The sequence below is a fragment of the Pantoea sp. GABEPS69 genome (assembly GCF_045780835.1).
Classification (GTDB): Bacteria; Pseudomonadota; Gammaproteobacteria; order Enterobacterales; family Enterobacteriaceae; genus Pantoea; species Pantoea septica.
Genome location: NZ_CP118618.1, coordinates 3,610,505 through 3,631,040 on the forward strand (window position 1 = coordinate 3,610,505; position 20,536 = coordinate 3,631,040).

Below are 20,536 nucleotides of genomic sequence, written 5' to 3' on the forward strand. Positions count from 1 at the left end.
GAATGTCGGTAAATACTTCCCTGGTAGAAACCTGCTACGGCCCGGTCAGCGCGGAGGTGATGGCACGCGCCAGTCAGATCCGTCTGCTGATTTGCGACGTTGACGGCGTGATGTCTGACGGCGTGATCTATATGGGCAATAACGGCGAAGAGCTGAAAGCTTTTAACGTGCGCGACGGCTACGGCATCCGCTGTTTGCTAACCTCTGATATAGAGGTAGCGATTATTACCGGACGCAACGCGCGTCTGATGGAGGATCGCTGCAAAACTTTAGGCATTCGCCATCTTTACCAGGGACAGTCCGATAAGCTTTTGGCCTATCGCGAACTTCTGGATAAACTGTCGCTTTCCGATGAGCAGGTCGCCTACATCGGCGATGACCTAATCGACTGGCCAGTGATGGCCCGAGTAGGGCTGAGCGTGGCGGTAGCGGATGCGCATCCGGTGCTGCCGCCGCGCGCCCATTACGTTACGCGTATCGCCGGCGGACGCGGCGCAGTACGCGAACTGTGCGACCTGATTTTAATGGCGCAGAACAAATTTGAGGATGCCAAAGGGCAATCAGTATGAGTAAAAGCAGGCGTTGGATAACGCTGATTCTGGCCTTAATTGCGCTGGTGCTAATCGGCTGGAACCTGACCAGTCAGGATGAAAGCAGCGCGCCGGTCGCCGCCAACGATCAGGAGCCGACCTATACCAGCGCGAATTCGAACACCGTGGTCTACAACCCGCAAGGGGCGCTGGCTTACAAACTGGTGTCCGATAAAGTGACCTATTTCGCGACGGATGAAGTGAGCTGGTTCGATAAGCCGGTAATGACCACCTACGACGAAAATAAAGTGCCGACATGGTCGGTGCGCGCCGATAAAGCCAAATTAACCAAAGATCGTATGCTTTATCTGTATGGCCACGTCGAGGTGAATACCCTGACGCAGGATTCGCAGCTGCAGCGCATCAAAACTGACAACGCGCAGGTCAACCTCGTCTCGCAGGACGTGACCTCCGACGATCAGGTTACCTTGTTCGGGCGCGGTTTTAACTCTACCGGCATGAAGATGCGCGGGAATTTACGGACGAAAAACGCCGAGTTGATTGAAAAGGTCAAAACTTATTATGAAATTCAAAATGCACAACAACAGCCTTAAGTTTTTCCTGGTCGGCGCTCTGCTGGCGGCCAGCTTGCCCGCGCTGGCGGTGACCGGCGACTCGGACAAACCCGTCAACATCGATTCCGAGAACCAGGCGCTGGACCTGCAAGGCAATGTGGCGACCTTTACCGGCAACGTCATCGTGACGCAGGGAACGATCAAAATCACCGCCGATAAAGTGGTGGTGACGCGTCCCGGCGGCGACAGCAATAAAACCATCGTGGACGCCTACGGCAATCCCGCCACCTTCTACCAGATGCAGGACAGCGGCAAGCCGGTTCAGGGCCACGCCGCTAAGCTGCACTATGAGCTGGCGAAAGATTTCGTCGAGCTGACCGGCAACGCTTATATCGAGCAGCAGGACAGCAATATCAAAGGCGACCGTATTACCTATCTGGTCAAAGAGCAGAAAATGCAGGCCTACAGCCAGGGTCAGAGCAAGCGCGTCACCACTGTGCTGGTGCCGTCGCAGCTGCAGGACAAGAACGCTAACAGCCCGAAAAAGAGTAACTGATCGCTATGGCCACTTTAATCGCAGAAAATCTGGCGAAGGCCTATAAAGGCCGTCGCGTGGTGGAAGATGTCAGCCTGCAGGTGAAATCAGGCGAGATCGTCGGCCTGCTCGGCCCTAACGGCGCGGGCAAAACCACCACCTTCTACATGGTCGTCGGCATCGTGCCGCGCGACGCGGGCCGCATCGTGATCGACGAGGATGATATCAGCATCCTGCCGCTGCACGCCCGCGCGCGCCGCGGCATCGGCTATTTGCCGCAGGAGGCGTCGATTTTCCGCCGTCTCAGCGTCTATGACAATCTGATGGCGGTGCTGCAAATTCGCGACGATCTTACCGAAGAGCAACGTCAGGATCGCGCTAACGAGCTGATGGATGAGTTCCATATCGCCCATCTGCGCGACAGCATGGGTCAGGCGCTGTCGGGCGGCGAGCGCCGCCGCGTCGAGATTGCGCGCGCGCTGGCCGCCAATCCTAAATTTATCCTGCTGGATGAGCCTTTCGCCGGCGTTGACCCCATCTCGGTTATCGACATTAAAAAAATCATCGAGCACCTGCGCGACAGCGGGCTCGGCGTGCTGATTACCGACCATAACGTACGTGAAACCCTGGCGGTTTGCGAACGCGCCTATATCGTCAGCCAGGGGCGTCTTATCGCTCACGGCACGCCGAATGAAATTCTTGAAGATGAGCAGGTTAAACGGGTTTATTTGGGCGAAGAGTTCAGACTCTGATAAGGTGTCGTTAATACGATGTTTGCTTAGGAAATCCCGTCCTGAATATGAAGCAAGGTTTGCAACTCAGGTTCAGCCAACAGCTGGCGATGACTCCACAGTTGCAGCAGGCCATCCGGCTGCTGCAACTCTCTACGCTTGAACTGCAGCAAGAGCTGCAGCTGGCGCTGGAGAGCAATCCGCTGCTGGAACAGGCTGAAGTGCATGAAGAGATCGACAGCCGCGACTATCAGGAAGATGAGGTGCTGGACACGCGCGAGGCGCTTGAACAGAAAGAGATGCCGGACGATTTGCCGCTCGACGCCACCTGGGACGAGATGTATACCGCAGGCACCCCTTCCGGCACCGGCACCGACTATCAGGACGACGAGCTGCCGGTCTATCAGGGCGAAACCACCCAGTCGCTGCAGGACTATCTGATGTGGCAGGTGGATTTAACGCCCTTTACCGATACCGATCGCGCTATCGCTACCTCGATCGTCGACGCCATCGACGATACCGGCTATCTCACCGTTTCGCTTGACGATATCCTCGACAGCATGGGCGATGAAGAGCTGGCGCTGGATGAGGTCGAGGCGGTGCTGAAGCGCATTCAGCGCTTCGATCCGGTCGGGGTCGGCGCGCGCGACCTGCGCGACTGCCTGCTGGTGCAGCTTTCTCAGTTCGCGCCGACCACGCCGATGCTGGCCGAAGCGCGTTTAATCGTCAGCGACCATCTTGACCTGCTGGCCAACCACGATTTCCGCAGCCTGATGCGCGTCACCCGTTTCAAAGAAGATGTGCTGAAAGAGGCGATGCTGCTGATTCAGTCGCTGGATCCGCGTCCTGGCCAGTCGGTGCAGACCGGCGAGCCGGAATATGTCATTCCCGATGTGCTGGTGCGCAAGGTCGGCAAGCGCTGGACGGTTGAGCTCAACGCCGATAGCGTGCCGCGTCTCAGAATTAATCAGCAGTATGCCGCTATGGGCGGCGCGGCGCGCAATGACAGCGACAGCCAGTTTATCCGCAGCAATCTGCAGGAAGCGCGCTGGCTGATCAAAAGCCTGGAAAGCCGCAATGACACGCTGCTGAAGGTTACGCGCTGCATCGTTGAGCAGCAGCAGGCCTTTTTCGAGCAGGGCGAAGAGTTTATGCGTCCGATGGTGCTGGCGGATATCGCCCAGGCCGTAGATATGCATGAATCCACCATCTCTCGCGTGACCACGCAGAAATACCTGCACAGCCCGCGCGGCATCTTCGAACTTAAATATTTTTTCTCCAGCCACGTGAATACCGAAGGCGGCGGCGAAGCCTCTTCTACGGCGATCCGCGCGCTGGTGAAAAAATTAATCTCGGCGGAGAATCCCGCTAAACCCTTGAGTGACAGCAAGCTCACCACCATGTTATCTGAACAGGGCATCATGGTGGCGCGCCGGACCGTCGCTAAATATCGCGAGTCTTTATCTATCCCGCCCTCCAACCAGCGTAAACAGCTGGTTTGACCGAAATGAGAAGGAAGACCTATGCAGCTAAACCTCACTGGGCAAAACGTTGAAATCACCGAACCACTGCGTGAATTCATCAACACGAAATTTGCCAAACTGGAACACTACTTCGATCGTATCAATCAGGTTTATATTGTTCTGAAAGTGGAAAAGGTCACTCAGGTTGCGGAAGCGACTTTGCACGTCAACGGCGGCGAGCTGCACGCCACGTCGGAAGCGGAAGATATGTACGCGGCGCTTGACGGACTGGTGGATAAACTCGCCCGTCAGCTCACCCGGCACAAAGACAAACTGAAAAAACACTAACCTTCACGCTTGCAGCGCGCTTGCCGCGCGCTCGGGGCGGTCAGGATGGGGCGGATTTACCGCCCCGTTTTGCCATCTGTGCAAGCGCCACGGGATACCGCGCGGCCGTTTAGCGCGGCAGGCCTGCGGCTCTGTGAACTCGCAAGTGAAACGACAATGAACAACGATCTGACACTGGAACTGAGCACCGTGCTGACGCCGGACTGTACGCGCAGCGGCGTACACTGCCAGAGTAAAAAGCGCGCGCTAGAAATTATTAGCGAGCTGGCAGCGAAGCAGCTTAATCTGCCGCATCAAACGCTGTTTGAAGCGATCCTGACCCGTGAACGCATGGGCAGCACCGGTATCGGCAACGGTATCGCCATTCCGCACGGCAAACTGGAAGAGGATACGCTGCGCGCCGTCGGCGTCTTTATCAGCCTCGACCAGCCTATCGCATTTGATGCGGTGGACAACCAGCCGGTCGATCTGCTGTTTGCGCTGCTAGTGCCGGCGGATCAGTGCAAAACCCATCTGCACACGCTGTCTCTGGTCGCGAAACGCCTGGCGGATAAGACCGTGTGTCGCCGCCTGCGCGCGGCGCAGAGCGATGAAGAACTCTACGCCATTATTACAGAAGCTCCAGAGGAGCAGTAACGCGCGCTGCGCTTTTACCGGCGTGCGCGCCGGTTTAAAACGGGAGAGAAGGTCATGGTGCTGATGATCGTTAGCGGTCGGTCAGGCTCAGGAAAGTCGGTGGCGCTACGCGCGCTGGAAGATATGGGGTTCTACTGCGTCGATAACCTGCCCGTGGTGCTGTTGCCCGAGCTGGCGAACTCGCTGGTGGAGCGCAATATTTCGGCCGCCGTCAGCATCGACGTGCGCAATATGCCGGAGTCGCCAGAGGTATTCGAACATGCGCTGAATAATCTGCCGGACGCCTTTTCGCCGCAGCTGCTGTTTCTGGACGCCGATCGCAATACGCTAATCCGCCGCTACAGCGACACGCGCCGCCTGCACCCGCTCTCCAGCAAAAATCTGTCGCTGGAAAGCGCCATCGATGAAGAGAACGATCTGCTGGAGCCGCTGCGCTCGCGCGCCGATTTAATTATCGATACCTCAGAAATGTCGGTTCACGAGCTGGCGGAGATGCTGCGCACGCGCCTGTTGGGCAAGCGCGAACGCGAACTGACCATGGTATTCGAGTCTTTTGGCTTTAAGCACGGCATCCCTATCGACGCTGACTACGTTTTTGACGTGCGCTTTCTGCCGAACCCGCACTGGGATCCCAAGCTGCGGCCGATGACCGGCCTCGATCGCCCCGTAGCGGCGTTTCTCGATCGCCATACGGAAGTGCACAACTTTATCTACCAGACACGCAGCTACCTTGAACTTTGGCTGCCCATGCTGGAAACCAACAACCGCAGCTATCTGACCGTCGCCATCGGCTGTACCGGCGGTAAACACCGTTCGGTCTATATCGCCGAGCAGCTGGCGGACTACTTCCGCTCACGCGGCAAAAACGTGCAGTCACGCCATCGTACGCTGGAAAAACGCAAATCATGACCGTCAAACAAACCGTGGAAATCAAAAATAAGCTGGGCATGCACGCGCGTCCGGCCATGAAGCTGTTTGAGCTGGTGCAGAGCTTCGACGCCGAAGTGTTGCTGCGTAACGAATCCGGCACCGAGGCGGAGGCCAGCAGCGTCATTGCCCTGCTGATGCTCGACTCGGCGAAAGGCGGTCATATTGAAATTGAAGCCAGCGGCCCGGAAGAGCGCCAGGCGCTGACTGCCGTCATCGAACTTTTCGAAGCCGGCTTCGACGAAGAGTAAAGACTAGTTGAGATGATGGCGCTGCAAAAAGCCTTCTCCGCCTAGCTGGCGCATCTGGCGCATAATCCACTGCTGACGCTGCCGCACATAGCCTGAAGGCGCGTCGGCGCGAAAACGGATGGGATTCGGCAGCACCGCCGCCAGCAGCGCCGCTTCCGCTATCGTCAAACGGCTGGCCGGCTTATGAAAATAGCGCTGCGCCGCCGCCTCCACGCCGAAGGTGCCCTGCCCGAACTCGGCGATATTGAGATAAACCGTCAGGATGCGACGTTTGGTCCAGACCGTTTCGATACCGACCGTTAAGCCCGCCTCCAGCCCTTTCCTCACCCAGCTGCGCCCATCCCAGAGAAAAAGATTTTTCGCCGTTTGCTGCGACAGTGTCGAGGCGCCGCGCATGCGCTCGCCTTCGCTGCCCAGCGCCGTTTCAATCGCGTCGACGTCAAAACCCCAGTGCTCAGGAAATTTTTGATCTTCTGCGGCAATCACCGCCAGCGCCATCCAGGACGATATCTCGTCGTGGCCCGCCCAGTCGGCGTGCGCGACATAATGAAAGTCGCCGCGCAGCCAGGCACCGATTTGCCGTTCCGCCATTACCGCGGAAAACGGCACCGGCAGAAAGGAAAACAGAATAATTCCGGCGACCCAGATCCCCGCTATGGCGACCACTGCGCCGATAACAGCGCGCTTAACGCGTTGCCAGCGGTTCCCTTTATTCTTGCTCATGCAATGTTCTCTTACCTGTTCCCTGCATTAATCAATTCCCGACGTGATGAAAGTCGCGTCTTGGTCAAAATCGCTGAAGAAGCGTCTGAATTTACGCGTTGCTTAACCGTTGCAGCGCAGTTTTGACCGTAAAATATTAAAACAGATCGAATGACATCAAGCACTTCCGTAAAAAAGGAATCGGTTCCATACTTGTTGTCCGCTTATCGCTTTCCACGCCATACACTTAACGATTTGTAATAAGCACCATTTCTAATGATTCGATTTTCTAAACTATGACAGACAGCGTACTGTTGTGCTTTTCACCAATTGAAGCGAATGGTTACACAACAGGCAACTTCAGGCTGCTAATTTGATCTTCGTAGCGCTGTCTGTGCCACTCAATTTTATGCTTAGCGCCCTGTAAAATGACAGGACTTAATTTAAATCTGGAACTTTAAAGGCGCGCTTTCCAAAACGTTTTGGATAATATCGTGGCAACAGCACTTTATACTTTAAATTTCATTGCGTTATCATACTTAAAACGGCTAAAAACGGTTGGGTGCCCTTTTCCCTGGTTTGAGGCCATGCGCTTATCGTCACGGCAAACGAAAACCGCACAAAAAATGCAACAATTGGTCAAAATAAGCGCAATGCAACGCAGAAATTAATTCCTTGCTTGACTGTGTTGCCAAATTAATGTTTTCTGTATTTAAACGCTGCTCAACATCACACATTTTAATGAATCTTTACCTGGTCATTGATGAATTTGCTAAGGTGATGACAGACGTTAACCGATACCACGCTGCTGCGCTTAAACTCCTCCAAGTATAGCAACAGCGACTTTTTCCCTGGTGTTGGCGCAGTATTCGCGCACCCCGGTCTTCGACTGGGGTCATTTTTTTTAAGCCCCCTGGTTTTCTCTTTCCGCCACCCAGTCGCGCAATACCTGAACGTCATGACGCCACTCGCGCTTGAGCTCTTCGACCCATTCGCCTACGTTGTCCCACCATGCCGGCAGTTCCGGGCTTTGAATCTGTTTAGCCACCTGCTGCAGATGCTGTAACCCGACCGATCCCGCCGCGCCTTTAATTTTGTGCCCCTCTTCCGCAATGCCTTTCTGGTCGCGCGCCATAAGATTCGAATCGAGCACCTCCAGATAGCCAGGCATCATCTGTTCAAACATCGTCAGGCTCTGCGTAATCAGGCTGGGACCCACCAGTTCGATATATTGCTCCAGCATCGGCACATCCAGCAGCGCGCGCGTCTTGTCATCGCTTTCAGGGTGGTCAGCGTCGATCTCTTCGTTCTGATGATCCCAGAACTTCTTGATCATGGCGGTCAGCGCCGGAACGGAAAGCGGTTTGCTCAGCACGTCGTCCATACCGGCCTCCAGATACTCTTTTTTGTCTTTGAGCACGTTGGCGGTCAGCGCCACCAGCGGCGGCAGGCTGGCGTCTGGATAACGCTGATGGATGGCGCGCGAGACGTCGAGGCCGGTCATATCCGGCAGCTGGATATCCAGCAGGGCGAGATCGAATTCCAGCGGATCGAACATCTCCAGCGCGGCCTGGCCGGTCATGGCGACCTCGACGCTGCAGCCAAGCTTCTCCAGCACCGACCGCGCCACGATTACGTTCAGCTCGATATCTTCCACCAGCAAAACGTGCAGCGCCGGCAGCGGCATGCTGTCGTCCCTGCTGTCATCTTCCACCTCTTCGGCCACGCGCGGTGCCTTGATCAGCACGGTAAAGCAGGAGCCCTGGCCCGGCGCGCTGCGTACGGTAATATCGCCGCCCATCGCCTGCGCCAGGCGACGCGACACCGCCAGCCCGATGCCGGTACCGGTGGCCGGCTTGCCGCCGTGCTGATCTTTCACCTGATAATACATGGCGAAGATCTTGTCCTGCTCTTCCTGTGGAATACCCTGCCCGGAGTCTTCAACCTCGAAGCGCAGAGTCTCGTTCGGCTCGTAGGCGACGCGCACCACGATTTCGCCCTGCTGGGTGAACTTCACCGCGTTGCCGATCAGGTTCCACAGGATCTGGCGCAGGCGCGTGCCGTCGGCGCAAATCTTGTGCGGCAGCGGTAGCTCAGGCGCCATCACGAATCTGAGCCCTTTCGGCTGCGCCAGCAGCCCGGAAAGGTTCTCCAGATCCGCCAGGAAGCCGGTGAAGTCGAGCGGCTGATTATCCAGCTGCACCTTACGGCGCTCGATCTTGTCGACTTCGATAACGTCGTTGAAGATATTGCCGAGCGTAATCGCTGAAACGTGAATGGTTTTCAGGTATTTCAGCTGCTCCTGATTGAGATCGGTATCGAGCAAAATGCGGCTCAGGCCCACAATGCCGTTAAGCGGCGTACGCAGCTCGTGGCTGATCGTAGAGATAAAGGTGGTTTTCTCCCGGCTGGCATTCTCCAGCGCGTCCTGATAGCGCTTACGCTCGGTAATATCGCGGCCAAAGCCCATTAGCCCGCTGCGTTTGCCTACGCGGTCGTAGTAAGGCACTTTACGAATTTCAAAACAGGCTTTGCGCCCGTCCGGATATTGCAGCCACTGTTCATAAGTGAGCGACACGTTATGACGGAAAACTTTTTCATCCGTCTCCAGCACTTTGGTAGCAGCGTCATCGTCATAAATATCGCGCGGCGTCAGGCCGATCAGCTGCTTTTCGCTTTTGCCGGTCAGCAACTCCATGGCGCGGTTACAGCCGGAAAACTGCTTGTCGATATTGCGGTAGAACACCAGATCGGGCGAAGCGTCGAGGAAAGAGCGGAGAAACGAGGATTGCTGTTCCAGTTCGATCTGCGCCTGTTCGCGGCGCGCCATCTCCTCGCGCAGCTTATCCATCACCTGCTCGCGCGCCTGCTCCGCCTTGATACGATCGTTAATTTCCTGATTGAGCTGGGTGATGGTCTCTTTCATCTGCTGATTGAGCTCTAAATCGCGGGTGCGCATCTCTTCCAGCTTGTCCACCAGCCGCGACAGACGCTGACGCGACTCCTCCAGCTGATCGACCACCACCGAGAGAAAGTAGACCGCCCAGGGCGTAATCAGCAGCCCGAAGAACACTGAACGTACCACGTCGATGCTCTCGACATGGCCGCGCAGCACCATGGTCACCGCCATCTGCACCACCATCGCCAGCACCACCAGCGCCGACGCCAGCAGCAGCGAAAAACGCACCAGTCCCAGCTTAACCATCAAATCAACATAATACTGCGCCAGCAGGCGAATCTGTTTCATACGAACTCCCTGGAAAAGAACAGGCTCATCATAGCGTAATTACTCTGCCGATGGCGCGACGAAGCGCCGGAAAGCGCGCGTTACGCCCCGTTATAGTGCATCTGACGCCACGATCGCCGACGATACCTGCGCTGGCGCTAAATCACTTGACTAATTGCGCCAACCGAATAATCTGAAGGGCCGCCTGTTGCGTGGCGACTGTGATCCAAACCTTTCTTTTTCTTTGTCGACAACCTTTCGTTGTCCCGGCATCCCTTTTTCCATTTGAATAGAAATTCATTTTAATTGCGTGAATAGTCGCGCTCATCCTGATTAATTTTACTTATGAAGCCTGCTCATTTGCGGCAAAAAGGCTGTTATAAGAAAAACAGATACATGATGTGCGGGTAATCTGCTATCCAGCAGATTCTGCTGTTAAAGCATATCAAACCAGCACGGCGAAGGGATGTGACGGCTGCATGACAGTGAGACAGTTCACATTTCGGCCGGGCAGAGGTAATGGCCTGCAGCCGCTTTTTTAGCATTTAAATGAATGAAATTCAGTAAGTTAAGCAACAACACCCTGATAAAAAGACGACCAGGAACGCTATTTGACCTTATTCCGCTTTCCCGATAAGTTGGAAATCCGCTGGAAGCTTTCTGGACGGGTGCTCAACTCGTCATATTTATGCAGTAACAGAGATTCCCCCTGTAACAAGACCACGACGCTTGTGACAACGACGCCAAAGGCCAGACAGATGGGGCGACACAGGAGTGCAGCGCACGATGCGCGCCAGCCTGTCGCTTAGCACTTTCTGCGCCCGTAGCCCGACCAAAGGGAATCCACAGAGCCTGGGGAGGTTCACTGAAATGTTGTATGACAAATCCCTTGAAAAGGATAACTGTGGTTTCGGCCTCATCGCCCATATAGAAGGCGAACCTAGCCACAAGGTGGTGCGTACCGCTATCCACGCGCTGGCCCGTATGCAACACCGTGGCGCGATCCTTGCCGACGGCAAGACCGGCGACGGCTGTGGTCTGTTATTACAAAAACCTGACCGTTTCTTCCGCGTCGTTGCGGAAGAAAAAGGCTGGCGCCTGGCGAAAAATTACGCCGTGGGCATGCTGTTCCTGAGCCATGATGAAGAAGAGGCTCAGGCGAGCCGCCGCATTGTGGAAGAGGAAGTGGTCCGTGAAACCCTCTCTGTGGTCGGCTGGCGCGACGTGCCCGTCAATCAGGACGTATTGGGAGAGATCGCCCTCTCCTCTATGCCGCGCATTCAGCAGCTCTTTATTAACGCCCCGGCCGGCTGGCGTCCGCGCGATATGGAGCGTCGCCTTTATATGGCGCGCCGCCGCGCGGAAAAGCGCATTGAACAGACCGACGATAAAGCATTTTATATCTGTAGCTTCTCTAACCAGGTCAATATCTACAAAGGCCTGTGTATGCCGGCCGACCTGCCGCGCTTCTATCTCGATCTGGCGGACCTGCGTCTGGAATCGGCTATCTGCCTGTTCCATCAGCGCTTCTCTACCAATACCGTACCGCGCTGGCCGCTGGCGCAGCCGTTCCGCTATATGGCGCACAACGGCGAAATCAACACCATCGCCGGTAACCGGCAGTGGGCGCGCGCGCGCGCCTACAAATTCAATACGCCGCTGATCCCCGATCTGCAGAACGCCGGGCCGTTCGTCAATGAAACCGGCTCCGACTCCAGTTCGATGGACAACATGCTGGAGCTGTTCCTCAACGGCGGCATGGACCTGGTGCGCGCGATGCGCCTGCTGGTGCCGCCCGCATGGCAAAACAACCCGGATATGGATCCGGAACTGCGCGCCTTCTTCGACTTCAACTCCATGCATATGGAGCCGTGGGACGGCCCGGCGGGCATCGTCATGTCCGACGGCCGCTACGCCGCCTGTAACCTTGACCGTAACGGCCTGCGTCCGGCGCGCTACGTGATTACCAAAGACAAGCTGATCACCTGCGCCTCCGAAGTCGGCATCTGGGATTACCAGCCGGACGAAGTGGTAGAGAAAGGCCGCGTCGGTCCCGGTGAGCTGATGGTGATCGACACCCGTATCGGGCGCATCCTCCATTCGGCGGAAACCGATAACGATCTGAAGAGTCGCCATCCCTATAAAGAGTGGATGGAGAAAAACGTTAAGCGTCTGGTGCCGTTCGAAGATCTGCCTGACGACCAGGTCGGCAGCCGCGAGCTGAACGATCCGCTGCTGGCGACTTACCAGAAGCAGTTCGGCTACAGCAGCGAAGAGCTCGACACTATTATTCGCGTGCTGGGCGAGAACGGCCAGGAAGCGGTCGGCTCGATGGGCGACGACACGCCGTTTGCCGTACTCTCCAGCCGCCCGCGTATTATTTATGACTATTTCCGCCAGCAGTTTGCGCAGGTGACCAACCCGCCGATCGATCCGCTGCGTGAAAACCATGTGATGTCGCTGGCCACCAGCATCGGCCGCGAAATGAACGTCTTCTGCGAAGCGGAAGGTCAGGCGCACCGCGTCAGCTTTAAGTCCCCTATCCTGCTGTGGTCCGACTTTAATCAGCTGACCACCATGGAAGGCGAGTACTATCGCGCCGACACGCTCGACTGCACCTTCGACCCGGCGACGCAAACGCTGGAACAGGCGATGCACGCGCTGTGCGACGAGGCCGAACGTATGGTGCGCGACGGTACCGTGCTGCTGGTGCTCTCCGATCGCGCCATCGGCGAAAATCGCCTGCCGGTTCCGGCGCCGATGATCGTCGGCGCGGTGCAGACGCGTCTGGTTGAGAAAAACCTGCGCTGCGACGCCAACATTATCGTCGAGACCGCCAGCGCGCGCGATCCGCACCACTTTGCCGTACTGCTCGGCTTCGGCGCGACCGCTATCTATCCTTACCTGGCCTATGAATCGCTGGCGAAGATGGTCGACAGCAACGTGATCGAAAAAGACTATCGCGCCGTGATGCTGAACTACCGTAACGGCATCAACAAAGGCCTTTACAAGATCATGTCCAAAATGGGCATCTCGACCATCGCCTCCTATCGCTGCTCGAAACTGTTCGAAGCGGTGGGCCTGCATGCCGATGTATCGCGCCTCTGCTTCCAGGGCGTGGTCAGCCGCATCAGCGGCGCCAGCTTCGCCGACTTCCAGCAGGATCTCACCAATCTGGCGAAACGCGCCTGGCTGCAGCGCAAGCCGCTGGACCAGGGCGGCCTGCTGAAGTATGTGCACGGCGGCGAGTATCACGCCTATAACCCGGACGTGGTGGGTACCCTGCAACGCGCCGTAGAGAGCGGCGAATACAGCGACTATCAGGCCTATGCGAAGCTGGTGAACGAGCGTCCAGTGGCGACGCTGCGCGATCTGCTGGCGCTGCAGCCTGGCACCGAATCGGTCCATATCGACGACGTCGAGCCGGCCAGCGAGCTGTTTAAGCGTTTTGACACCGCGGCGATGTCTATCGGCGCGCTCAGCCCGGAGGCGCATGAGGCGCTGGCCGAAGCGATGAACTCGCTCGGCGGCTGCTCCAACTCCGGCGAAGGCGGCGAAGATCCGGCGCGCTACGGCACCAATAAAGTCTCGCGCATCAAGCAGGTCGCTTCGGGCCGCTTCGGCGTGACGCCAGCCTATCTGGTCAATGCCGACGTCATTCAGATTAAAGTGGCGCAGGGTGCGAAGCCGGGCGAAGGCGGCCAGCTGCCGGGCGACAAAGTCACCCCGTATATCGCGAAGCTGCGCTACTCCGTGCCGGGCGTCACGCTGATCTCCCCGCCACCGCATCACGACATCTACTCGATCGAAGATCTGGCGCAGCTGATTTTCGACCTGAAGCAGGTGAATCCTAAAGCGATGATTTCGGTGAAGCTGGTTTCCGAACCAGGCGTCGGCACCATCGCGACCGGCGTGGCGAAAGCCTATGCCGACCTGATCACTATCGCCGGCTATGACGGCGGCACCGGCGCCAGCCCGTTAAGCTCGGTGAAATATGCAGGCTGCCCATGGGAGCTCGGTCTGGTGGAAACCCAGCAGGCGCTGGTCTCCAACGGTCTGCGTCATAAGATCCGTCTGCAGGTCGACGGCGGCCTGAAAACCGGCCTCGACATTATCAAGGCGGCGATCCTCGGCGCGGAAAGCTTCGGCTTCGGCACCGGTCCGATGGTGGCGCTGGGCTGTAAATACCTGCGTATCTGTCACCTGAACAACTGCGCGACCGGCGTAGCAACCCAGGACGACAAGCTGCGTAAGAATCACTATCACGGCCTGCCCTTCAAGGTAACCAACTACTTTGAGTTCATCGCGCGTGAAACCCGCGAGCTGATGGCCAGCCTGGGCGTGAAACGCCTGACTGACCTGATCGGCCGCACCGACCTGCTGAAAGAGCTGGACGGCTTCACCGCCAAGCAGCAGAACCTGGATCTCTCGTCGCTGCTGAAAACCGCCACGCCGATGCCGGGCAAGGCGCTGCACTGCACCGAAGGCAGCAACCCGCCATTTGACAAAGGCGAGCTGAATAAAGCGCTGCACGACCAGGCGATGCCGTTTGTAGAAGCGAGACAGAGCAAGACCTTCTTCTTCGACATTCGCAACACCGACCGCTCTGTCGGCGCGACGCTCTCTGGCGCTATCGCGGCGATCCACGGCGATCAGGGGCTGGCGGCGGATCCGATCCGCGCGCACTTCTCCGGCACCGCCGGTCAGAGCTTCGGCGTATGGAACGCAGGCGGCGTTGAGCTGACGCTGACCGGCGACGCCAACGACTATGTCGGCAAAGGGATGGCAGGCGGCATGCTGGCAATCCGTCCGCCGGTCGGCTCCGCGTTCCGCAGCCACGAAGCGACCATTGCGGGCAACACCTGCCTCTACGGCGCGACGGGCGGCAAACTGTTTGCCGCAGGCCGCGCGGGCGAGCGTTTCGCAGTGCGCAACTCGGGCGCGATTACGGTGGTAGAAGGGATCGGCGACAACGGATGCGAATATATGACCGGCGGCATCGTCTGCGTGCTGGGCCGCACCGGCGTCAACTTCGGCGCCGGCATGACGGGCGGCTTCGCCTACGTGCTGGATGAAGACGGCGAGTTCCGCAAGCGCGTCAACCCGGAGCTGGTGGAAGTGCTCAACGTCGACGAGCTGGCGATCCATGAGGAACACCTGCGCGGCCTGATCACCGAGCATGTACAGCACACCGGCTCCAGCCGCGGCGAAGAGATCCTCGCCAACTGGCCGCTCTGGTCGTCGCGCTTCGCGCTGGTTAAACCGAAGTCCAGCGACGTCAAAGCGTTGCTGGGTCACCGCAGTCGTTCCGCAGCAGAGCTGCGCGTGCAGGCACAGTAATAGTTTGCCCCGTCCGGCGCGGCCCGCCGGACGGGATAGCCGTAAGAGGTTACGATGAGTCAAAACGTATATCAATTTATCGACCTGCAGCGCGTTGACCCGCCAAAGAAGCCGCTGAAAATTCGTAAAATTGAGTTTGTCGAAATTTATGAGCCCTTCTCTGACAGCCAGGTGAAGGCGCAGGCCGATCGCTGTCTCTCGTGCGGCAACCCTTACTGCGAGTGGAAGTGTCCGGTTCACAACTACATTCCTAACTGGCTGAAGCTGGCGAACGAAGGCCGCATTATCGAAGCGGCGGAGCTGTCGCATCAGACCAACAGCCTGCCGGAAGTGTGCGGACGCGTTTGCCCGCAGGATCGCCTGTGCGAAGGCTCCTGCACCCTGAACGACGAGTTCGGCGCGGTCACCATCGGCAATATCGAGCGCTACATCAACGATAAAGCGATGGAGATGGGCTGGCGTCCAGATATGTCGCACGTGAAACCGACCGGCAAGCGCGTGGCGATTATCGGCGCGGGTCCGGCGGGCCTCGCCTGCGCGGACGTGCTGACGCGCAACGGCGTCAAGGCGGTGGTTTACGATCGCCATCCGGAAATCGGCGGCCTGCTGACCTTCGGCATTCCGTCGTTCAAGCTGGAAAAAGAGGTGATGATCAAGCGCCGCGAACTCTTTACCGGAATGGGCATTGAGTTTCAGCTGAATACGGAAGTTGGCCGCGACGTGCAGATGAGCGACCTGCTGAACGCCTATGACGCGGTCTTTCTGGGCGTCGGCACCTATCAGTCGATGCGCGGCGGACTGGAGAACGAGGATGCGCCGGGCGTCTACGACGCGCTGCCGTTCCTGATCGCCAACACTAAGCACACGATGGGCTTTGCGCAGCAGGACGAACAGCCTTATATCAGTATGGAAGGCAAGCGCGTCGTGGTGCTGGGCGGCGGCGATACTGCGATGGACTGCGTACGCACCTCTATCCGTCAGGGCGCGACGCACGTTACCTGCGCCTACCGCCGCGACGAAGCCAACATGCCGGGTTCGAAACGCGAGGTGAAAAACGCGCGTGAAGAGGGCGTGGAGTTTCAGTTCAACGTGCAGCCGCTGGGCGTCGAAATCAACGCCAGCGGTCGCGTCAGCGGCGTCAAAGTGGCGCGCACCGAATTGGGCCAGCCGGATGCGGCAGGACGTCGCCGCGCGGAAATCGTGCCTGGCTCCGAGCATGTGCTGCCTGCTGATGCCGTAGTTATGGCGTTCGGCTTCCGTCCGCACAAAATGGAGTGGCTGGCCGACTTCAGCGTAGAGCTGGACGGTCAGGGACGCATTATCGCGCCGGAACAGGCTGAAAGCGCCTTCCAGACCAGCAACCCGAAAATCTTCGCCGGCGGCGATGCGGTGCGCGGTTCGGATTTGGTGGTGACGGCGATTGCCGAAGGGCGTAAAGCTGCCGAAGGCATCATGGATTATCTGGAAGTATAAGGTTCGCGCAGCGACAAAAAAGCCGGCTATCGCAGCCGGCTTTTTTATGTGCTATTTCACTACCCGCAGCGACGGGCGATTGCCGCGCGGCGGCGGATCGTCATCCGGCGAGGGATCGTCTTCGCTGGCGTCGTCCGGGCGGTCGCCATCGATCACTGACATCACAGGATCGACCGGCGTCTCTTCGGCCTCCTGCGCGCCCAGCTCGTAGGCGGGTTCCGGCTCGAACATCGTGCCCGCGCCGTTTTCACGCGCGTAGATCGCCAGAATAGCGGCCATCGGCACGGAGACCTGGCGCGGCACGCCGCCGAAACGCGCGTTAAAGCGCACTTCGTCGTTGCCAAGCTCCAGATTGCCGACCGCACGCGGCGCAATGTTCAGCACAATCTGTCCATCGCGCGCATATTCCAGCGGCACCTGAACCCCTTCCAGATTGATGTCGACCACCAGATGCGGCGTTAGCTGGTTGTCGAGCAGCCAGTCATAGAACGCGCGCAGCAGGTAAGGACGGCGGGCTGAGAGTTGCGACATTTCCATAGGTTAGCCCCGGGCTTGCAGGCGCATTTCACGTTCCGCTTCCGTCAGTGAAGCGAGGAAAGAGTCACGCTCAAATACGCGATTCATATAGCCTTTCAGCTCTTTCGAACCGGCGCCAGCCAGATCGATGCCCATTGACGGCAGACGCCACAGCAGCGGCGCCAGGTAGCAGTCCACCAGGCTAAACTCTTCGCTCATAAAGAACGGCGTGCGGGCGAACAGCGGCGCAATCGCCAGCAGCTCTTCGCGCAGCTGTTTGCGCGCGGCTTCCGCTTCCTGGCCGCTGCTTTTTTCAATGGTGTGCATCAGGCTGTACCAGTCCTGCTCGACGCGGTGCATCATCAGACGGCTTTCGCCACGCGCAACCGGATAGACCGGCATCAGCGGCGGATGCGGGAAGCGTTCGTCCAGGTACTCCATGATGATACGGGATTCATACAGCGTCAGTTCGCGATCTACCAGCGTCGGCACAGTGCGATACGGGTTGAGGTCAATCAGATCCTGCGGCAGGTTATCCATTTCGACCTGCTCGATCTCTACACTAACGCCTTTTTCAGCCAGTACGATGCGTACCTGATGGCTGAAAATGTCAGTAGGACCGGAAAACAGCGTCATTACCGAACGTTTGTTGGCAGCGACAGCCATGAAAACCTCCAAGTTTGTTCACAAAAAGTTACTGCGAATAGCCAACCACACGGCGACTCACCTGCTCAATCGTTCGCTCACAGCCCGCGTTAGATCTGTCTTTCCGCCATCCTGAGGGTTGACCGACATCACACGCCGACTTATGGGCGCAAAGTGACACAGAGTTTACCAGATTTTGGGCAGCTTGTGGGCGAGGATTCGAGATTTGCGGGGAATTTGCGAGCAGCGCGGGGGTTTTACGCGTTTTTTGACGCGACGGGGTAGAAAATAAAAAACCCGCCGAAGCGGGTTTTTTGTGCCAATCGCAGCAGCCGAAGCCGCAAACAATTAACGCTTGGAGAACTGCGGACGACGGCGTGCTTTACGCAGACCGACTTTCTTACGTTCAACCTGACGTGCGTCACGGGTAACGAAGCCCGCTTTACGCAGTTCAGCACGCAGAGATTCGTCGTACTCCATCAGAGCGCGGGTGATGCCGTGACGGATCGCACCTGCCTGACCAGAAATACCACCACCTTTAACGGTGACGTACAGATCGAATTTACCAACCAGGTCCAGCAGCTCCAGCGGCTGACGAACTACCATGCGGGCAGTTTCGCGACCGAAATACTGTTCCAGAGAACGTTGGTTGATAACGATGTTGCCACTGCCCGGCTTGATAAATACGCGAGCGGTGGAGCTTTTGCGGCGACCAGTGCCGTAGTTTTGAGTTTCAGCCATTGCCTGTAATCCCGATTAAATGTCAAGAACTTGCGGTTGCTGTGCCGCATGGGTGTGCTCGTTGCCCGCGTAAACTTTCAGCTTACGGAACATTGCACGGCCCAGCGGGCCCTTCGGCAGCATGCCTTTAACCGCGATTTCAATCACACGCTCAGGACGGCGAGCAATCATCTCTTCAAAGGTCGCCTGTTTGATACCACCGATGTGGCCAGTGTGGTGATAGTAAATCTTGTCAGTACGCTTGTTGCCGGTAACGGCGACTTTGTCAGCGTTCAGAACGATGATGTAATCACCAGTATCAACGTGCGGAGTATATTCCGCTTTATGCTTACCACGCAGACGGCGCGCCAGTTCAGTCGCCAGGCGACCCAAGGTTTTGCCAGTTGCGTCAACAACATACCAGTCACGCTGTACGGTTTCTGGTTTAGCTGTAAAAGTTTTCATCGAAAAGCTTACCCAAATTAAGTTACACGTTGGTGAAAACCCAAACGCTTAAGTAAACGGTTGAGGCTCACACGACCATTTTGACCAGCAAGCCCACCCCTTCGGATAGAGTTACCGGAGCACAACGGATTCGGGAAATAAATCCAGTTGCTGTAACGTGGGGTCGCAAGATTATAGAGAAGTCGATTGCAAAAATCGAACCCTATTTGATCTTTTTCTTGCGCGCCCTCAAGGCAGATGCGGCAGCCGCAGATACTCTTCGCTCTGCATTTCCTGCAGGCGCGACAGGCAGCGCTGATACTCGAATTTCAGCCGCGTGCCCTGGTAGATTTCGAACAGCGAGGTTTCCGCCGCGACCACCAGTTTGACGTGACGCTCGTAGAATTCATCCACCAGCGCGAGAAAGCGGCGCGCCTGATCTTCGGTTTTATAAATCATCACCGGCACGTCGTAGAGCAGCACGCTGTGGAAGCGGCGCGACAGCTCGATATAGTCATGCTGGCTGCGCCCTTCTCCGCACAGCGTCAGGAAGTCGATCGCCAGCACCCCTTCGCTGACGCCCAGCGTCGCCATCTGGCGGTGGTTAATCTCCAGCACCGGCGCGTCGTCGCGCGCGCTGCCTGCCAGCGCCTTGAACATGCGCTCCATTTCAGCATGCGTCGCCTCGTTCAGCGGCGAGTTCCACAGATGCGCCGAAGTCAGGGTGCGCAGCCGGTAGTCGATGCCGGCATCGACGTTCATCACGTCGCAGTGCTGTTTAATTTGCTCAATCGCCGGCAGGAAACGCGCGCGCTGCAGGCCGTTGCGATAGAGCTCGTCTGGCGGAATGTTCGAGGTCGCCACCAGCGTAATGCCGCGGGCGAACAGCGCCTCCATCAGAGTGCCGAGCAGCATGGCGTCGGTAATGTCGGAGACGAAAAACTCATCGAAGCAGAGAATATCGGTTTCAGCTTTAAAGCGGTCGGCGATGATCAGCAGCGGATCGCTCTGTCCCTGCAGCTGGGTTAGCTCTTCATGCACGCGCAGCATAAAGCGATGGAAGTGCAGACGCAGCTTGCGGTTGCCAGGAATAGACTGAAAAAACAAATCCATGACCCAGGTTTTGCCGCGTCCTACGCCGCCCCACATATAGAGGCCGCGCACCGGCGCCTGCGCGTCGGTTTTCTCTTTGCCCATCAGTCGGGAGAGGCGGCCGAATAATCCTTTGCCGCTGGCGGGCGGCTCGGGCTGACGCGCGAGTAAGGCCCGCTGAACGGCGTCCAGTCGGGTGATGGCGTCGCGTTGTACATCATCGGGTTTAAAGTCGCCCTGCGACAGCGCCTGCTCATAGCGCGCAAGCGGAGATGAGGTTTGCATTGGTTCTCTCAGAATCCCTGAAAAGGTCTTATTCACAGTTCGGTTGATGAAAAAAAGGCCGCTCTACACTAAGGCATGCCGCCTCAGAGTTCCACAT

Annotated in this window: 18 protein-coding genes; 11 read left to right on the forward strand and 7 right to left on the reverse strand. The window is 57.5% G+C overall.

Annotated elements, in window-relative coordinates; translation table 11 throughout:
* Positions 1-2 precede the first annotated feature (2 nt).
* The 9 genes from kdsC to npr all read left to right on the forward strand — a co-directional run bounded on the left by kdsC (position 3) and on the right by npr (position 5,996).
* On the forward strand, positions 3-569 hold the full coding sequence (gene kdsC, locus PVE98_RS17625) for a 3-deoxy-manno-octulosonate-8-phosphatase KdsC (RefSeq protein ID WP_033749268.1): 567 nt from the start codon (positions 3-5) through the stop codon (positions 567-569).
* Positions 566-1,144, forward strand: a complete 579-nt coding sequence (gene lptC / locus PVE98_RS17630; RefSeq protein WP_033793307.1) for an LPS export ABC transporter periplasmic protein LptC — start codon at positions 566-568, stop codon at positions 1,142-1,144. The genes kdsC and lptC overlap by 4 nt, the downstream gene beginning before the upstream one ends.
* The gene (gene lptA / locus PVE98_RS17635; RefSeq protein ID WP_033749266.1) at positions 1,113-1,661 is read left to right on the forward strand and encodes a lipopolysaccharide ABC transporter substrate-binding protein LptA; all 549 of its coding nucleotides are present in this window, start codon (positions 1,113-1,115) and stop codon (positions 1,659-1,661) included. The genes lptC and lptA overlap by 32 nt, the downstream gene beginning before the upstream one ends.
* A gap of 5 nt (positions 1,662-1,666) precedes the next feature.
* Entirely contained in the window at positions 1,667-2,392 is a 726-nt protein-coding gene (gene lptB / locus PVE98_RS17640) for an LPS export ABC transporter ATP-binding protein (RefSeq protein ID WP_033749265.1), read from the forward strand.
* Positions 2,393-2,439: 47 nt separating this feature from the next.
* On the forward strand, positions 2,440-3,873 hold the full coding sequence (gene rpoN / locus PVE98_RS17645) for an RNA polymerase factor sigma-54 (RefSeq protein WP_096072473.1): 1,434 nt from the start codon (positions 2,440-2,442) through the stop codon (positions 3,871-3,873).
* Between the two features lie 21 nt (positions 3,874-3,894).
* Positions 3,895-4,182 carry a ribosome hibernation promoting factor gene (gene hpf / locus PVE98_RS17650; protein ID WP_048784682.1) on the forward strand — a complete coding sequence of 96 codons (288 nt, stop codon included), beginning with the start codon at positions 3,895-3,897 and terminating at the stop codon, positions 4,180-4,182.
* Positions 4,183-4,338: 156 nt separating this feature from the next.
* Complete coding sequence (gene ptsN / locus PVE98_RS17655; RefSeq protein WP_033749262.1) at positions 4,339-4,818, forward strand: PTS IIA-like nitrogen regulatory protein PtsN; 480 nt, start codon at positions 4,339-4,341, stop codon at positions 4,816-4,818.
* 54 nt (positions 4,819-4,872) lie between these two features.
* On the forward strand, positions 4,873-5,727 hold the full coding sequence (rapZ, locus tag PVE98_RS17660) for an RNase adapter RapZ (RefSeq protein WP_033749261.1): 855 nt from the start codon (positions 4,873-4,875) through the stop codon (positions 5,725-5,727).
* Positions 5,724-5,996: a PTS phosphocarrier protein NPr gene (gene npr / locus PVE98_RS17665; RefSeq protein ID WP_033749260.1), complete on the forward strand. Its 273-nt coding sequence runs from the start codon at positions 5,724-5,726 to the stop codon at positions 5,994-5,996. Before rapZ ends, npr begins: the two co-directional genes overlap by 4 nt.
* A gap of 3 nt (positions 5,997-5,999) precedes the next feature.
* Here npr and mtgA read toward each other — a convergent pair whose 3' ends face one another.
* Complete coding sequence (mtgA, locus tag PVE98_RS17670; protein WP_313620447.1) at positions 6,000-6,719, reverse strand: monofunctional biosynthetic peptidoglycan transglycosylase; 720 nt, start codon at positions 6,717-6,719, stop codon at positions 6,000-6,002.
* 883 nt (positions 6,720-7,602) lie between these two features.
* Positions 7,603-9,945 (reverse strand): aerobic respiration two-component sensor histidine kinase ArcB, encoded by a 2,343-nt coding sequence (arcB, locus tag PVE98_RS17675; RefSeq protein ID WP_096072471.1) that lies wholly within the window; start codon positions 9,943-9,945, stop codon positions 7,603-7,605.
* 849 nt (positions 9,946-10,794) lie between these two features.
* Here arcB and gltB point away from each other — a divergent pair.
* Together gltB and PVE98_RS17685 are read left to right on the forward strand one after the other, a co-directional pair.
* Positions 10,795-15,264, forward strand: coding sequence for a glutamate synthase large subunit (gene gltB / locus PVE98_RS17680; protein WP_033749257.1), 4,470 nt, complete (start codon positions 10,795-10,797; stop codon positions 15,262-15,264).
* 54 nt (positions 15,265-15,318) lie between these two features.
* Positions 15,319-16,737: a glutamate synthase small subunit gene (locus PVE98_RS17685; RefSeq protein ID WP_096072469.1), complete on the forward strand. Its 1,419-nt coding sequence runs from the start codon at positions 15,319-15,321 to the stop codon at positions 16,735-16,737.
* 51 nt (positions 16,738-16,788) lie between these two features.
* Here the strand turns inward: PVE98_RS17685 and sspB are convergent, their stop codons facing one another.
* The 5 genes from sspB to zapE form a co-directional block, all read right to left on the reverse strand.
* Positions 16,789-17,274: a ClpXP protease specificity-enhancing factor gene (sspB, locus tag PVE98_RS17690; protein ID WP_033749255.1), complete on the reverse strand. Its 486-nt coding sequence runs from the start codon at positions 17,272-17,274 to the stop codon at positions 16,789-16,791.
* A gap of 3 nt (positions 17,275-17,277) precedes the next feature.
* Complete coding sequence (gene sspA / locus PVE98_RS17695) at positions 17,278-17,919, reverse strand: stringent starvation protein SspA (RefSeq protein WP_033749254.1); 642 nt, start codon at positions 17,917-17,919, stop codon at positions 17,278-17,280.
* Positions 17,920-18,246: 327 nt separating this feature from the next.
* Positions 18,247-18,639 (reverse strand): 30S ribosomal protein S9, encoded by a 393-nt coding sequence (rpsI, locus tag PVE98_RS17700; protein ID WP_031375459.1) that lies wholly within the window; start codon positions 18,637-18,639, stop codon positions 18,247-18,249.
* Positions 18,640-18,654: 15 nt separating this feature from the next.
* Complete coding sequence (gene rplM, locus PVE98_RS17705) at positions 18,655-19,083, reverse strand: 50S ribosomal protein L13 (RefSeq protein WP_033793286.1); 429 nt, start codon at positions 19,081-19,083, stop codon at positions 18,655-18,657.
* A 228-nt stretch (positions 19,084-19,311) separates the two neighbouring features.
* Positions 19,312-20,439 (reverse strand): cell division protein ZapE, encoded by a 1,128-nt coding sequence (gene zapE / locus PVE98_RS17710; protein WP_096072468.1) that lies wholly within the window; start codon positions 20,437-20,439, stop codon positions 19,312-19,314.
* Positions 20,440-20,536 lie beyond the last annotated feature (97 nt).